Origin of the sequence: Aeromicrobium sp. IC_218 (assembly GCF_004336805.1) — a bacterium.
Classification (GTDB): domain Bacteria; phylum Actinomycetota; class Actinomycetes; order Propionibacteriales; family Nocardioidaceae; genus Aeromicrobium.
On record NZ_SJXM01000013.1, the window covers coordinates 79,049 to 93,887 of the forward strand.

Consider the following 14,839-nt stretch of genomic DNA (forward strand, 5'->3'; position numbering starts at 1 on the left):
TGGCCGACGACAAGGAGCCAGGCCATGAGCGACCCCATCCCCGCCGTGCTGCGCCCGACCCGGGTCGCGGTGTCGACCGGGTTCCTGCTGCAGGGCCTGGTCATCTCCTCGATCCTGACCCAGGCGCCCCGGCTCATCGACAAGCACGACGTCGGTGACGGCACCTTCACCGCCGTGCTCGTGCTCGTGGCGGTGCTCTCGGGCGTCGGCAGCGTCCTGGCCGGACGCGTCGCCGAGCGGCGTACCAGCGCCACCGCCCTGCGCCGCGGCCTGTGGGGCATCGCGCTGGGTGCCGCCGTCATCGGCCTGGCTCCCACGACCCCGACGCTCCTGGTCGCCTTCGCGGTCTACGGCGTCGGGCTCGGCGCGGTCGACGCGAGCATGAACATGCAGGGCGTGCGCGTCCAGGCGCTCTACGGCCGCAGCCTGATCAACGGCATGCACGGCCTGTGGAGCGTCGGCGGCATCCTCGGCGCCGGCTACGCGTCCCTGTGCGCGTGGCTCGACGTGCCGGTCGCGGTGTCGCTGCTGGTTGTCGCGCTGGTGGCGGTCGTCGCCTGCGAGCTCGTGCAGGCGCGCTTCGTCCCCGCCGTCGAGCAGGAGGTGGGCCTCGTGCCGGCGGACGGACCGCGCGTGCCGTGGCGTCCGGTGCTCATGCTCGGCCTCGTCGTGCTCGTCTTCTTCGCCTCCGACACCGGCATCCTCACCTGGTGCACGCGCTACCTCGAGGACGCGCTGGGGGCCAGCGACGAGCTCGCCCCGCTCGGCTACGGCGCGTACCAGGTCGGGGCGCTGATCTCGCGGCTCGGCGCGGACGTCGTGGTGCGCCGGACCGGCGCGGTGCGCGTGGTCGTCGGCGGCGTGGCGACCGGCCTGGTCGGCCTCGCCCTGGTCGTCGCCTCGGAGGTCGTGGCGCCCGCGGTCCTGGGCCTGTTCCTCACCGGGCTGGGCCTGGCCGTCCTGGCGCCCCTGTCGTTCGCGGCGGTGGCCGGGGCGGTGCCGCCGGAGTCGGTGGACGTCGCGATCGCGCGGCTGAACCTGGCCAACTACGTGGGGGCGATCCTCGGCGGGGGGCTCATCGGCGCGGTGGCGGAGGGCTGGGACCTGCGCTGGGCGTTCGTCGTGCCCCTGCTGCTCGTCCCGCTGGTGCTCGTGGCCCTGCGAGACCTCGCGGCGGCCGACCCCGGACCTGGAAGACCGCGTCGCTCTTCTCGGGGGGTTAAAGAGCGACGCGGTCAGGGATGAATCTACCGGTTCAACCACGTCCGGACCAGTGAACGGGAAAAAACCTTTCGGGACGCCCGGCGCCCGCGGTCGTCGGCGTCGGCCACGCCGCGGCGACGTCCTAGGCTGGCGTCCGTGACCGGCCTCCAGGACCACCAGCGCGCCTTCATCGACCTCGCCCTCTCCCAGGGCGTCCTGCGGTTCGGGGAGTTCACCCTGAAGTCCGGGCGGACGTCCCCCTACTTCTTCAACGCCGGCCTGTTCAACACCGGCAGACGGCTGGCCGGGCTCGGCCGGCACTACGCCGCCACGATCGCGGGAAGCGACCTGGCCTACGACGTGCTGCTCGGCCCGGCGTACAAGGGCATCCCGATCGCGTCCGCGACCGCCGTGCAGCTGGCCGAGCACCACGACGTGGACGTGCCGTGGTGCTTCAACCGCAAGGAGGCCAAGCAGCACGGCGAGGGCGGCACCATCGTCGGCGCGCCGCTCGAGGGACGCGTGCTGGTCGTCGACGACGTCATCACCGCCGGCACGGCCATCCGGGAGGTCGCGGCGATCGTCGAGCAGGCGGGTGCCGAGCTGGCCGGCATCGTGGTCGCGGTCGACCGGCAGGAGCGGGGCACCGGCGACCTGTCGGCCATCCAGGAGGTCGAGCGCGACTTCGGCGTGCCCGTGCTGCCCATCGTGACCCTGGCCGACGTGGTGACGTACCTGCGCGAGACCGGCCTGCACGCCGAGCACCTCGACGCGATCGAGACGTACCGGCAGACCTACGGCGTGGTGTGAGCAGGCCGGAGGAGTCGACCGAACCGGACGAGCCGTACGAGGCGCCGGCGGAGGTCGGCGTCGGGCCGTGGCCGGGGGAGTGGCCGGACGACCCGCGGTACGACCCCGAGCTGCTCGAGCACGGCGACCGGCGCAACGTCGTCGACCGCTACCGCTACTGGACGGTCGAGGCGATCCGCGCCGACCTGGACACCCGGCGGCACCCGCTGCACGTGGCCATCGAGAACTGGCAGCACGACCTGAACATCGGCTCGGTCGTCCGCACGGCGAACGCGTTCAACGTCGCGGCCGTGCACGTCGTGGGCAAGCGGCGCTGGAACCGTCGCGGCGCGATGGTCACCGACCGCTACCTCCACGTCCAGCACCACCCGGACGTCGACGACCTCGTGGCGTGGGCGCGGGCGGAGGGACTCCCGCTGCTGGGCGTCGACAACACCGACGGCTCGGTGCCGCTGGAGACGGCCGAGCTGCCCCGCGCCTGCGTGCTCGTGCTCGGGCAGGAGGGCCCGGGACTCACCGAGGCCGCGCGCGAGGCCTGCGGGACGACGCTGGCGATCGCGCAGTTCGGTTCCACCCGCTCGATCAACGCCGGCGCGGCCGCCGCGGTCGCGATGCACGCGTGGGTCCGGCAGCACGCCGGGCGCGACTAGGGTCGGACGCATGGACCGTCTGCTCGTGATCGGCGGTGACGCGGCGGGCATGACGGCGGCGTCCACCGCGAAGCGCCTGGCCGGCGACGCCCTCGAGGTCGTCGTGCTCGAGCGGGGCGACTGGACGTCGTACTCGGCCTGCGGCATCCCGTACTGGATCGCCGGGGACGTGAAGGACCACCACGACCTGGTCGCCCGCACGCCCGCCGAGCACCGCGCCCGAGGCATCGACGTGCGCACCCGCACGACCGCCGTCGCCGTCGACCTCGACGCGCGCACCGTGACCGCGCGGGACGAGCACGGTGCCGAGACGGTGCTGGACTTCGACCACCTGCTCGTGGCGACGGGCGCGCAGCCCGTCCGCCCGCCGCTGCCCGGCATCGACGCCGAGGGCGTGCTGGGCGTGCAGACGCTCGACGACGGGCTGAAGGTGCTGGCCGAGCTGGAGCGCGACCCGAACCACGTCGTCGTCGTGGGCAGCGGCTACGTCGGCCTCGAGATGGCCGAGGCCTGCCTGCGGCACGGCTCGCGGGTCACGGTGCTCGAGCGCAGCGCCGAGCCGCTGGGCCTGCTCGACCCCGACCTCGGCGAGCAGGTGGCGTCGGCGGTCCGCGGGCTCGGCATCGAGCTCGTCGCCGGCACGACGGTCACCGGGTTCCGCACCGGCCCGGACGGCCGTGTCACCGGGGTCGAGACCGATGCCGGTGTCCACGACGCCGACCTGGTCGTGCTGGGCCTCGGCGTCACCGCCCGCAGCGAGCTCGTGGCGGACGCCGTCGAGGTCGGCGCGAAGGGCGGCATCGTCGTCGACGAGCACCAGGCCGTGCCGGGACGCCCCGGCGTCTGGGCCGCCGGCGACTGCGTCGTGACCCGGCACCGGCTCACCGGCGAGCTGGTCCACGTCCCGCTCGGCACCCACGCGAACAAGCAGGGCCTGGTCGCCGGACGCGCGATCGCGGCGGCGGTCATGGACGACGCGTCGCTGCGCGGCGAGCCGTTCCCCGGCGTCATCGGCACCGCGATCACCAAGGTCTGCGACCTGGAGATCGCGGTCACCGGGCTCAGCGAGTCCGCCGCCCGTGAGGCGGGCTACGACCCGCTGGTCGCGACGATCGAGTCCACGACGTCCGCGGGCTACTTCCCCGGCGCCGAGCAGCTCACGCTGCGCCTGGTCGTCGACCGCAGCAGCCGGCTGCCGGTCGGCGCGCAGCTCGTCGGACGCCAGGGAGCGGGCTGGCGCATCGACACGCTGGCGATGGCGCTGTGGACGTCCACGACGGTCGACGACCTGGCGATGACCGACCTCGCGTACGCCCCGCCGTTCTCGTCGGTGTGGGACCCGGTGCAGGTCGCCGCCCGCGTCGCGGCGCGGCGCCTCGGCACTATGGTGTGATCGACGCAACCCGCCGAGCGAAACCGCACAGAGGAGCCCTCATGCCCGTCGCCACCCCCGAGATCTACGCCGAGATGCTCGACAAGGCCAAGCGCGAGAAGTTCGCGTACCCGGCCATCAACGTCTCCTCGTCGCAGACCCTGAACGCGGCCCTCGCCGGCTTCGCCGAGGCCGAGAGCGACGGCATCATCCAGATCTCCACCGGTGGTGCCGAGTACCTGTCCGGCCCGACGGTCAAGAACATGGTCTCCGGCTCGCTGGCCTTCGCCGCGTTCGCGCAGGAGGTGGCCAAGAAGTACCCGGTCAACGTCGCGCTCCACACCGACCACTGCCCCAAGGACAAGCTCGACGGCTTCGTCCGCCCGCTGCTCGCGGCGTCCACCGAGCGGGTCCAGGCCGGTGGCCTGCCGTACTTCCAGTCGCACATGTGGGACGGCTCGGCGGTGCCGCTGGAGGAGAACCTGCAGATCGCCGAGGAGCTGCTGGCGGCGGCCGCGGCGGCGAAGGTGATCCTCGAGGTCGAGATCGGCGTCGTCGGCGGCGAGGAGGACGGCGTCGAGGGCGGCATGGGCGAGCACCTGTACACGACCGCCGAGGACGCGCTGGCGACCGCGGCCGCGCTCGGCGTCGGCGAGAAGGGCCGCTACCTGACGGCCCTCACGTTCGGCAACGTCCACGGCGTCTACAAGCCGGGCAACGTCAAGCTGCGCCCGGAGATCCTCAAGCAGGCCCAGGACGTCGTCGGCGAGAAGTACGGCACCGACCGTCCGTTCGACCTGGTCTTCCACGGCGGCTCGGGCTCGCTGCCCGAGGAGATCGACGCGGCGGTCGACTACGGCGTCATCAAGATGAACGTCGACACCGACACCCAGTACGCGTTCACGCGTCCGGTCGCCGGCCACATGCTGAGCAACTACGACGGCGTGCTGAAGATCGACGGCGAGGTCGGCAACAAGAAGACCTACGACCCGCGCGCCTGGGGCAAGGCGGCCGAGGCCGGCATGGCCGCGCGCGTCGTCGAGGCCTGCCAGGCCCTGCGCTCGTCGGGCACCAAGCTCTGAGCGACGCCTGACGCTGACGGCCCCGGGAGCCTGCTCCCGGGGCCGTCGTGCGTCCCGGGCCCAGCCGGCGCTGGGGGTGACGTTGTTGCGGCGACACGCCGAGCGCCGCCGCAACAACGTCACCCTCAGCGCCGAGGGGACGAGCTAGGGCTGCTCGGCCGAGCACCACCAGGTGGTGCGGCCGCCGACGGTGCCGCGCACCATCTCGGCGCCGCACCGCGGGCAGCGTCCGCCGGCCCGGCGGTGCTCGATCACCTCGCCGGTGTGGACGCCGCCGTGCGCGATCGCGTCGCGCACCGCCTTGCGCAGGTGCCGGCGCAGGTCGTCGAGCGTCTCGACGTCGAGGTCGCCGGCCGGACGCCGCGGGCTCAGCCGCGCCTGCCACAGCGTCTCGTCGGCGAGCAGGTTGCCCACGCCGGCCACGACGGACTGGTCGAGCAGGCGGGCCTTGAGCGGGGCACGGCTGCCGCCCACCCGGGCGCGGAACTCCTCGCGGCCCACCTCCGCGGCGTCCGGCCCGAGCGCCTCCAGGTCGGGGTCGAGCCGGGCCCGGCCGAGCCGGCGCGGGTCGACCAGGTGCAGGGTGCCGCCGTCGTCGAAGGTGATCGAGAAGCGCGAGAACCGCTCGGCGGTCGGGACCGGACGCCCGGTGCCGACGTAGTCGCCGCCGGAGTCGTCGCCGACCAGGATGCGTCCGCTCATGCCCAGGTGCAGGCCCAGGACCGGACCGGGCCCGTCGTCGCCGTCGAGTCCGGACGTCTCGCACCACATCGACTTGCCGCGCCGGCGGGCCGCGGTGAGCGTGCGACCGACCAGGGCGTCGCGGATCTCGCCGGGCGCGTGCGGACGGCACTCGTAGGAGTCGGAGTCGTCGACGTCGGCGATGCGCCGGTGCAGCGCGGAGCGCTCGATCACGGCGCGGGCGGACTCGACCTCGGGCAGCTCGGGCACCCGGTCAGTCTGCCGAAGGCGGGCCCGGTCGGCGCGTCGGTAGGGTCGGCGCCATGACGAACCTGCTGGGCGAGCCGCCCGAGACCCTGCTGCCCGAGGACCCGGCCGCCGAGCGCCTGGCCGCCGGCGACCCGCTCGAGGACGTCGTCCGCGAGCACCCGTCGTCCACGCTCGGGTGGTCGCTCATGGCGCAGGCCGCGCTGGACGAGGGCCGCGACGTCGAGGGCTACGCGTACGCCCGCACCGGCTACCACCGCGCACTGGACCTGCTGCGCCGCAACGGCTGGAAGGGCCACGGCCCCGTGCCGTGGTCGCACCAGCCCAACCGCGGCTTCCTGCGCTCGCTGGCCGTGCTGGCCACGGCGTCCGAGCGCCTGGGCGACGAGCCCGAGGCGCACCGGTGCCGCGAGTTCCTGCGCGAGTCGAGCCCCGAGGCCTACGCCGAGCTCGTCCAGGCCTGAGGTGCACGACGCGAGACCCCGCCTGACCGAGTGGCTGCTGACGCGCGAGGGCCGGGGCAACCCCCACACGCGCCTGGACGATCGTCATCCGGACGGCGCCGCCTGGTCGACCGGCAACCTGGCGCGTCCCCTGGTGCACGGCGCGACCTACTTCGCGGCGCTCGCCGACGTGCTGGACGGCGTCGGCGAGGGGGACCTCGTGTGCTTCACCGACTGGCAGGGCAACCCCGACGAGCGGCTGCGCGGGACGCCCGGCAGCGAGCTGGTCGAGGTGCTGGGACGCGCGCTGGACCGGGGCGCGGACGTCCGCGCCCTGGTCTGGCGCTCCCACGCCGGGCGTCTGGGCTACGCGGTCGACGAGCACCGCGACCTCGGTCGGCTGCTGCAGGCCCGCGGCGCGGACGTGCAGCTCGACATGCGCGTGCGGACCTCCGGCGCGCACCACCAGAAGTTCGTCGTGGTGCGCCACCGCGACGACCCTTCGCGCGACGTGGCGTTCGTGGGCGGCCTCGACCTGTGCCACACCCGGCGCGACGACGCCCGGCACCTCGGCGACCCGCAGGGCGACCCGATCGCGCACGAGTACGGCGAGCGTCCGCCCTGGCACGACGTGCAGCTGGAGCTGCGCGGCCCGGCCGTCCACGACGTCGAGACCGTCTTCCGGGAACGGTGGGAGGACTCGACGCCGCTGACCCGCAGCCCGATCCGCCGCCTGCGGGACCGGGCCGACCGGCTCGACGACGAGCGCCGCCGCCTGCCCGCGCAGCGTCCCGTGCCCGAGGAGCTGGGCCCGCACACCGTCCAGCTGCTGCGCACCTACCCGAGCCTGGGTCCGGGCTGGAAGCACGACTTCGCGCCGCGCGGCGAGCGCTCGGTGGCGCGCGGCTACACACGGGCCATGCGCCGGGCCCGGTCGCTGGTCTACATCGAGGACCAGTTCCTGTGGGGCCGGGCGATGAGCCAGCTGTTCGTCGACGCGCTGCGCGACAACCCCGACCTGCACGTGGTCGCGGTGCTGCCGCGCGTGCCCGACCAGGACGGCTGGTTCGCCCGTGACCCCCAGGTGCTCGGCCGGATGCGCGCGATCGCGCGGGTCTGCGCCGCGGCGCCCGACCGGGTCGCGCTCTACGCGCCGGAGAACCACGCCGGCACGCCGGTCTACGTCCACGCCAAGGTGTGCGTGATCGACGACGTGTGGGCCAGCGTGGGCTCGGACAACTTCTGCCGCCGCTCCTGGACGCACGACTCCGAGCTGTCGGCGGTCGTCGTCGACACCGACAGCGAGGACGGCAGCAGCACCTACGGGCGCCGGCTGCGGCTCGCGCTCGCCGGTGAGCACCTGGACCGGGTCGACGTGGACGCGCTCGGACCGATCGGCCCGGACGCGGACGAGCACCTGCTCGACGTCATGGCCGACTGCGTCGACGGGCGCGCGATGTTCCGGCAGCTGGCCGCGAGCGCGGACGCGCTGGAGGCCTGGCACGCCGGCGGGCAGCGGGGCCCGCGCCCGCCCGGGCGCCTGCGTCCGCTCCCGCCGCCGCGCCTGGCGTGGTGGCGCCGGCTCCTCGCCGCGCCCTGGTACGCGCTGCTGCACGACCCCGACGGGCGCCGCCTGGCCGACCGGCTGCGCCGCCGGCTCTAGGGCCGGGCGACGAGGGCCCCGCGACGACCGTCGCGGGGCCCTCGCACGTCCGCCAGGTGACGTTTCGGCTAACCCGGCGTCCGCGGCCCCGGGACGGTCCTAGGGTCTCGGACTGTGCGCCCGCGCGGGCGCGTCCCGGAAAGGACCTCTGTGAACCTCTTGCGTCGCAGGACGGCCATCGGCGTGGCCGCCCTCCTCAGCTGCGGCGGCCTGGTGGTCGCCTCCCCGGCCCACGCGGCCGACCCCGTCACCGTGAACCTCATCGACGTCAACGACTTCCACGGGCGCATCGACGCGAACACCGTGAAGGTCGCCGGCACGATCGAGCAGCTGCGCGCTGCCGCCGGCGACGCCAACACGCTGTTCCTGTCGGCCGGCGACAACATCGGCGCCAGCCTCTTCGCCTCGTCCTCGCAGCAGGACCAGCCCACGATCGACGTGCTCAACACGCTCGACCTGGCGGTCTCGGCGGTCGGCAACCACGAGCTCGACGGCGGCGAGACCGACCTGACCGGACGCGTCGAGGACGCCGCGGACTTCGGGCACGTCGCCGCGAACATCTACCGCAAGGGCACCACCGACACCGTCCTGCCGGCCTACGAGACGTTCACCGTCGCCGGCCAGGAGGTCGCCGTCATCGGCGCCACCACCGAGGAGACGGCCTCGCTCGTCTCGCCCGCCGGCGTCGCGAACCTCGACTTCGGTGACCCCGTCGAGGCGGTCAACCGCGTCGCGCGCCAGCTCGAGGCGTCCGCCGACAAGCCGGACGTCATCGTGGCGTCCTACCACGAGGGTGCGGGCTTCAAGACGTCCTCGACGACCACGCTCGAGCAGGAGGTCGCCGACGGCGGCGCCTTCGCCGACATCGTCACCAAGACCGACGCGTCGGTCGACGCGATCTTCACCGGGCACACCCACAAGGAGTACGCCTGGAACGCGCCCGTGCCCGGCAAGGCGGGCAAGACCCGCCCGGTCGTCCAGACCGGCAGCTACGGCGAGCGCATCGGCCAGGTGCAGCTGAAGGTCGACCCGGACACCGGCGACGTCGTCTCGTACACCGCCGGCAACGTCGGTCGCACCACGACGGCGGACGCCGACCTGGTCGCCGCGTTCCCGCGCGTGGCGCAGGTCAAGACGATCGTCGACGACGCCCTGGCCGACGCCAAGGCGCTCGGCGAGAAGCCGGTCGCCACCGTCTCGGCCGACATCACGACCGCCTACACCGGCTCCTCCCGCGACGACCGCGCGAGCGAGTCGACGCTCGGCAACCTCGTGGCCGACGCCGTGCTGGCGCAGGTCTCGCAGCTCGAGGTCGGTGCCGACCTCGGCATCGCCAACCCCGGCGGCCTGCGCGCCGAGCTCTTCTACGCCGGCTCGACCGGCGCGGACGCCGACGTGAACAAGGACGGCGTGATCACCTTCGCCGAGGCCAACGCGGTGCTCCCGTTCAACAACACGCTCAGCTCGGTCAGCCTCAAGGGCTCCTCGCTCAAGAAGGTCTTCGAGCAGCAGTGGCAGACCAACCCCGACGGCACCGTGCCGTCGCGCTCGTACCTGCAGCTCGGCACGTCCGCGAACGTGCAGTACACCTACGACGACACCCGCGAGCGCGGCGACCGCATCACGAGCCTGACGATCGACGGCGCGCCGCTCGACCCGGACAGGACCTACCGGGTGGCGACGTTCAGCTTCCTGGGCGCCGGCGGCGACAACTTCCGCGCGTTCACCGAGGGCACGAACTTCGACACCGGCCTGCAGGACTACCAGGCCTGGATGGACTTCCTCAAGGCCGAGTCGCCGGTCTCGCCCGACTTCCGCCGCCACGCGATCAAGGTCGCCGGCGACACGGACGTCGTGCTCGGCCAGCCGATCGACCTGACCTTCCCCAAGCTCGACCTCACCTCCAAGGGCACGCCGGCCACGACGTCGGTCGACGCCTCGCTGGACCTGGGTGGCACGACGACCGACCTCGGCTCGTTCCCCGCCACGAACGGGTCGGCCCGCGTCACCACGCCGATCACGACGAAGCCCGGCACGGGCACCCTGACGGTCACGGCGCAGCCGACCGGCACGACGTTCCAGGTGCCGGTCTCGGCCAAGGCCGCCAGCACGACGACCGCCGACGCGCCGACCCCGGTCGAGCGCGGCGAGCAGGCCGTCGTCGACGTCGCGGTGGCCACCGAGGCCGACGTCGTGCCGTCCGGACGCGTGGACGTGCTGTCCGGGTCGACCGTCGTCGGCACGGGCACGCTCGACGAGGGCGTCGCGTCGGTGGACGTGGACACCATCGGCCTGGCGGTCGGCACCCGCGCGCTCACCGTCGCCTACGCCGGTGACGACGCGCTGCTGCCCTCCACCGGCACGGTCGACGTGCAGGTCGACAAGGGCCAGGCCACGGTCGTCCCGGGCGCGGTCGCGAAGGCCCCGGTCAACGGTGTCGTGTCGGTTCCGGTCGAGGTCACGTCGGGCACCGGCGCCGTCCCGACCGGACGCGTCGAGGTCCGCCTCGGCGAGACGGTCGTCGGCAGCGCCGACCTCAGCGCCGGCCGCGGCACGGTGAAGGTCCCGGCGGGCACCCTCGACGTCGGCGTCCACGACCTCCAGGTCGAGTACCTGGGCGACTCCCAGCACCTGGAGTCCTCGGCCGACGTGCGGGCCGTCGTGACGACCATCCCCACCTCGCTCAAGGCGTCCGGCTACGCCGTCCAGTACGGCCGGGTCGGCACGGTCGTCGTGACCGGTCCGGCGGCCGCCACCGGCACGGTCACGCTCACGCGTGGCTCGGCCCGCCTCGGCGTCGGGTACTTCGTCAAGGGGCGCGCGACCCTCCAGGTCGCGGGCACGGCGCTGAAGCCGGGCGCGCACACCCTGACCGCGACGTACGCGGGCAACGGCACGTACGCCGGTGCGCGGACGACCGTTCGCGTCACCGTGGCCAAGGCCCGCACGTCCGTCACCGCGAAGGTGACGACGCGCAAGGTCGTCGTGAAGAAGACCCGGGCGAACGTCGCGGTCACCGTGCGCGCCTACGGCGTCCCGGTCAGCAGCGGCACGGTCGGCGTCTACCAGGGCTCCAAGCGCGTCGGCACCGCCACGGTGCGCAACGGCAAGGCGTCCGTCCGCCTGTCGCGCCTGACCAAGGCCGGCACGCAGCGCCTCACGGTGAAGTACGCCGGCAGCTCGCTGTTCTCCGGCTCGTCCACGACCGTCAAGGTCAAGGTCGCGCGTCGCTGACCCGCACGCACGAGGCCCCCGTGAGCACCGCTCGCGGGGGCCTCGTCATGTCCGGCCTAGTCGTGGGCGGGGGCGGGGTCGCGCGGCAGCAGCATCGTCAGGACCCCCGGCTCGACCTTCCAGGCGTGGGACGCGCGGGCGTCGTCGATCTCGCCGTCGAGGTTGCCGCGCGTCTCCTCACCGACGACGGTGACCTCGCGGCCCCGCAGGTACTCGACGTCGTCGCGGTACGGGTGGCGGCCCTTGCGCAGGCGCCAGGCGTACGCGACCCGGCGCAGCCGCGGGTTCGACCACGACACCGCGACGTCGAGCAGGCCGTCGCCGGGGTCGGCCTCGGGCAGCAGCGGCGCGCCGCCGCCGATGTAGCGCCCGTTGCCGACGGCGACCTGGATCATCCGGCCGCGCCGGCGGATCTGCCGGCCGTCGACGGTGACCTTGGCCCGGAAGCCCTTGTGCTTCACGCCCGAGATCACCGCGCCGATGGCGTACCCGACCGGGCCGAGCCGCTCCTTGTAGGGCTTCGCCTCGACCGCCGCCTCGGCGCCGATGCCCACGTGGACGGCGTTGACGACCACGCGGCCGCGGTCGTCGCGCACGAGGTCGAGGTCGCACGGCTCGGAGTCCAGCAGCTGCTCGGCCGCCTCGAGCGCGTGGTCGCAGCGCATGCCGATGGTGCGCGCGAAGTCGTTGCCCGTGCCCATGGGGACGAGCGCGACCTGGACGTCGGGCAGCAGCCCGAGCTCGTCGAGCACCTTCACCACGGCGTGCAGCGAGCCGTCGCCGCCGAGCACGACGACGAGGCGTCCGGACGCGTCGGAGAGCGCCTCGCGCAGGTCGTCCTCGCCCTCGGTGCAGGCCAGGTCGACGTCGGTGCGCTCGCGCAGCAGGGCGACGACGCGTTCCACCGCCTCGGTCTCGCTGCTGCCGGCCTGGGCGTTCGCGATCGCGACGACGGGTCTCATGGGTCGTCACCCTAGGTCCCGCTCCGATAGGCTGTCGCGGTAAGAGCCCCGGAGACGGGGCTTGTCTTGTGCTCGAGGTTGGTGCGAATCCATGCCCGCAGTCGTGATCGTCGGTGCCCAGTGGGGAGACGAGGGGAAGGGCAAGGCGACCGACCTGCTCGGTTCCCGCGTCGACTACGTCGTCAAGTTCAACGGTGGCAACAACGCCGGCCACACGGTCGTCATCGAGGGCGAGAAGTACGCCCTCCACCTGCTGCCCAGCGGCATCCTCACCCCCGGCTGCACGCCGGTCATCGGAAACGGCGTCGTGGTCGACCTGTCGGTTCTGTTCGAGGAGATCGACGGCCTCGAGGCCCGCGGCATCGACACGTCGCGGCTCAAGCTCAGCACCAACGCCCACGTCATCGCCGACTACAACCGCTCGCTGGACAAGACCACCGAGCGGTTCCTGGGCAAGCGCAAGATCGGCACCACCGGCCGCGGCATCGGCCCGACCTACGCCGACAAGATGAACCGGCTCGGCATCCGCGTCCAGGACCTGTTCGACGAGAAGATCCTGCACGCCAAGGTCGAGGGCGCGCTGGAGCAGAAGAACCAGATCCTCACCAAGATCTACAACCGCCGCGCCGTGGGCGTCGAGGAGACGGTCGAGGAGCTGCTGTCGTACGTCGACCGCGTGCGTCCGTACGTCACCGACACCGCGCTGCTGCTGCACGAGGCGCTGCGCCGCGACGAGACCGTGCTGCTCGAGGCCGGCCAGGCCACGCTGCTGGACGTCGACCACGGCACCTACCCGTTCGTGACGTCGTCCTCGGCGACGTCCGGCGGCGCGTGCACCGGGTCCGGCATCGCGCCGACCGAGATCACCCGCGTCATCGGCATCGTGAAGGCCTACGCCACGCGCGTCGGCGAGGGGCCGTTCCCGACCGAGCTGTTCGACGAGGACGGCGAGCGCCTGCGCGTCAACGGCGGCGAGTTCGGCACCACGACCGGACGCCCGCGTCGCTGCGGCTGGTACGACGCACCCGTCGCCCGCTACGCCGCGCGCATCAACGGCGTCACCGACTTCGTGCTGACGAAGCTGGACGTGCTGACCGGCTGGGACCGCATCCCGGTCTGCGTCGCGTACGAGGTCGACGGCGAGCGGGTCGAGGAGATGCCCGCATCGCAGACCGACTTCCACCACGCGAAGCCCATCTACGAGTACTTCCCGGGCTGGTCCGAGGACATCTCCGGCGCGCGCGAGCTCAGCGACCTGCCGGCCAACGCGCAGGCGTACGTCCGTGAGCTCGACGCGATCAGCGGCTCGCGCATCTCGGCGATCGGCGTCGGCCCCGGCCGTGAGCAGACCGTCGTGGTGCACGACCTGCTCTGAGCCGTGTTCCGCCTCCTCGGCACCGCCGTCCGTGAGACGGTGACGCCTCCCGCGACATGACCGGGCGAGGAGGTCGCATGCGTCGAGCAGCTCTGGTGGCGGCGACGGCCCTGGCCGTCCTGCTGCCCGCGTCGCCGGCGTCCGCATGGATCTGCGGCCCGCCGGACACGGAGGCGCCGGTCGTCCTGCTCGGCACGGCCGAGTCGGTGCGGTCCGGGCACGCGCAGTTCGCGGTCGAGGAGGTGTGGGCGGGGCCCGACCTGGCGCCCGTCGTGGAGCTCGAGACGGGCGTTGATCCCCTGAACGGACGGATCTACCTCTCCGGCGGGCAGCGGTACGTCGTCACCGCGGACGAGTCGTTCCGCACCAGCTACTGCGAGGCTCACCCGGTCTACGACGGCGACGACCTCGCGACCCGTCCGGCGGAGGTCCGCCACCCGGTCGCCGACGGTCGTACCGGCCCGGAGCGCCCGCCCTCCGTGACCGAGACCGTGGCGTGGGGAGTCGGCGCCGCGGCCGTCGCCGGGGCGCTTCACCTGCTCGCGGGGCGGCGCCGTGCATCCGGGTCGCGCGAGACGGTGACGCCTCCCGCGACATGACCGGGCGAGGAGGTCGCATGCGTCGAGCAGCCCTGGTGGCGGCGACGGCCCTGGCCGTCCTGCTGCCTGCGTCGCCCGCCGCGGCGACGTCGTGCACGGCGCTGACCGGCACCCCGGACGCCCCGGTCGTCCTCGTCGGCACGGTCCAGGCCGCCTGGTCCGAGCACGCGCGCCTCGCGGTCGACGAGGTCTGGGCCGGACCCGACCTCGCCCCGGTGGTGTGGGTCGAGGCGGTCGAGGACGACGACCTGGGCGGGGACTACCTCGTGCCGGGGGAGCGGTACGTCGTGACCGCGGACGAGTCGTTCCGCACCGGCCTGTGCGAGGTCGCCGCCGTCGGTGACGTGACCCGACCGTCCGACGTGCGTGAGCCGGTCGAGGGCGGCGTCACCGGCGCGGACGCCCCGCGCCCGCTCGCTGAGGTGCTCGCGTGGGGGGCGGGCGGCGCGGCGCTCGTCGGTGCGGTCGTCCTGCTCGTGCGGCGGCGGCGCCCGCCCC

13 protein-coding genes are annotated in these 14,839 nt (G+C 73.6%); 11 read left to right on the forward strand and 2 right to left on the reverse strand.

Features of this window, described 5'->3' with window-relative positions; translation table 11 throughout:
- The first annotated feature begins 24 nt into the window (after nucleotides 1-24).
- From E0W78_RS13695 to fbaA, 5 genes are all read left to right on the forward strand, one after another.
- On the forward strand, nucleotides 25-1,245 hold the full coding sequence (locus E0W78_RS13695; protein ID WP_131404504.1) for an MFS transporter: 1,221 nt from the start codon (nucleotides 25-27) through the stop codon (nucleotides 1,243-1,245).
- Between the two features lie 114 nt (nucleotides 1,246-1,359).
- Nucleotides 1,360-2,013: an orotate phosphoribosyltransferase gene (pyrE, locus tag E0W78_RS13700; protein WP_131404505.1), complete on the forward strand. Its 654-nt coding sequence runs from the start codon at nucleotides 1,360-1,362 to the stop codon at nucleotides 2,011-2,013.
- Entirely contained in the window at nucleotides 2,010-2,663 is a 654-nt protein-coding gene (locus E0W78_RS13705; RefSeq protein ID WP_131404506.1) for a TrmH family RNA methyltransferase, read from the forward strand. The genes pyrE and E0W78_RS13705 overlap by 4 nt, the downstream gene beginning before the upstream one ends.
- 10 nt (nucleotides 2,664-2,673) lie before the next feature.
- On the forward strand, nucleotides 2,674-4,056 hold the full coding sequence (locus E0W78_RS13710) for an FAD-dependent oxidoreductase (protein WP_131404507.1): 1,383 nt from the start codon (nucleotides 2,674-2,676) through the stop codon (nucleotides 4,054-4,056).
- A 41-nt stretch (nucleotides 4,057-4,097) separates the two neighbouring features.
- The gene (gene fbaA, locus E0W78_RS13715; RefSeq protein WP_131404508.1) at nucleotides 4,098-5,117 is read left to right on the forward strand and encodes a class II fructose-bisphosphate aldolase; all 1,020 of its coding nucleotides are present in this window, start codon (nucleotides 4,098-4,100) and stop codon (nucleotides 5,115-5,117) included.
- A gap of 144 nt (nucleotides 5,118-5,261) precedes the next feature.
- Here the strand turns inward: fbaA and E0W78_RS13720 are convergent, their stop codons facing one another.
- Complete coding sequence (locus E0W78_RS13720) at nucleotides 5,262-6,068, reverse strand: DNA-formamidopyrimidine glycosylase family protein (protein WP_131404509.1); 807 nt, start codon at nucleotides 6,066-6,068, stop codon at nucleotides 5,262-5,264.
- Nucleotides 6,069-6,121: 53 nt separating this feature from the next.
- Here E0W78_RS13720 and E0W78_RS13725 point away from each other — a divergent pair, with 53 nt between their 5' ends.
- The 3 genes from E0W78_RS13725 (at nucleotide 6,122) to E0W78_RS13735 (ending at nucleotide 11,405) form a co-directional block, all read left to right on the forward strand.
- The gene (locus E0W78_RS13725; protein WP_131404510.1) at nucleotides 6,122-6,529 is read left to right on the forward strand and encodes a DUF3151 domain-containing protein; all 408 of its coding nucleotides are present in this window, start codon (nucleotides 6,122-6,124) and stop codon (nucleotides 6,527-6,529) included.
- Nucleotide 6,530: 1 nt separating this feature from the next.
- On the forward strand, nucleotides 6,531-8,171 hold the full coding sequence (locus E0W78_RS13730; protein WP_242686356.1) for a phospholipase D-like domain-containing protein: 1,641 nt from the start codon (nucleotides 6,531-6,533) through the stop codon (nucleotides 8,169-8,171).
- A 150-nt stretch (nucleotides 8,172-8,321) separates the two neighbouring features.
- Entirely contained in the window at nucleotides 8,322-11,405 is a 3,084-nt protein-coding gene (locus E0W78_RS13735; protein WP_207392770.1) for an Ig-like domain repeat protein, read from the forward strand.
- Between the two features lie 56 nt (nucleotides 11,406-11,461).
- On the opposite strand, the gene E0W78_RS13740 is transcribed toward E0W78_RS13735, so the two are convergent.
- Entirely contained in the window at nucleotides 11,462-12,367 is a 906-nt protein-coding gene (locus tag E0W78_RS13740) for a diacylglycerol kinase family protein (RefSeq protein ID WP_131404512.1), read from the reverse strand.
- A gap of 91 nt (nucleotides 12,368-12,458) precedes the next feature.
- Here E0W78_RS13740 and E0W78_RS13745 point away from each other — a divergent pair, with 91 nt between their 5' ends.
- The 3 genes from E0W78_RS13745 to E0W78_RS13755 all read left to right on the forward strand — a co-directional run.
- On the forward strand, nucleotides 12,459-13,742 hold the full coding sequence (locus E0W78_RS13745; RefSeq protein WP_131404513.1) for an adenylosuccinate synthase: 1,284 nt from the start codon (nucleotides 12,459-12,461) through the stop codon (nucleotides 13,740-13,742).
- Between the two features lie 77 nt (nucleotides 13,743-13,819).
- Nucleotides 13,820-14,341 (forward strand): hypothetical protein, encoded by a 522-nt coding sequence (locus E0W78_RS13750; protein WP_131404514.1) that lies wholly within the window; start codon nucleotides 13,820-13,822, stop codon nucleotides 14,339-14,341.
- A 17-nt stretch (nucleotides 14,342-14,358) separates the two neighbouring features.
- The coding region (locus E0W78_RS13755) for a hypothetical protein (protein ID WP_131404515.1) at nucleotides 14,359-14,839 on the forward strand (481 nt) is incomplete at its 3' end.

What these genes read in the sequence shown, in the direction of transcription:
- E0W78_RS13695 (WP_131404504.1), top strand. Translation starts at nt 25, where the DNA reads ATGAGCGACCCCATCCCCGCCGTGCTGCGCCCGACCCGGGTCGCGGTG.
- E0W78_RS13710 (WP_131404507.1), top strand. Translation starts at nt 2,674, where the DNA reads ATGGACCGTCTGCTCGTGATCGGCGGTGACGCGGCGGGCATGACGGCG.
- fbaA (WP_131404508.1), top strand. Translation starts at nt 4,098, where the DNA reads ATGCCCGTCGCCACCCCCGAGATCTACGCCGAGATGCTCGACAAGGCC.
- E0W78_RS13725 (WP_131404510.1), top strand. Translation starts at nt 6,122, where the DNA reads ATGACGAACCTGCTGGGCGAGCCGCCCGAGACCCTGCTGCCCGAGGAC.
- E0W78_RS13740 (WP_131404512.1), bottom strand. Translation starts at nt 12,367, where the DNA reads ATGAGACCCGTCGTCGCGATCGCGAACGCCCAGGCCGGCAGCAGCGAG.
- E0W78_RS13745 (WP_131404513.1), top strand. Translation starts at nt 12,459, where the DNA reads ATGCCCGCAGTCGTGATCGTCGGTGCCCAGTGGGGAGACGAGGGGAAG.
- E0W78_RS13750 (WP_131404514.1), top strand. Translation starts at nt 13,820, where the DNA reads ATGCGTCGAGCAGCTCTGGTGGCGGCGACGGCCCTGGCCGTCCTGCTG.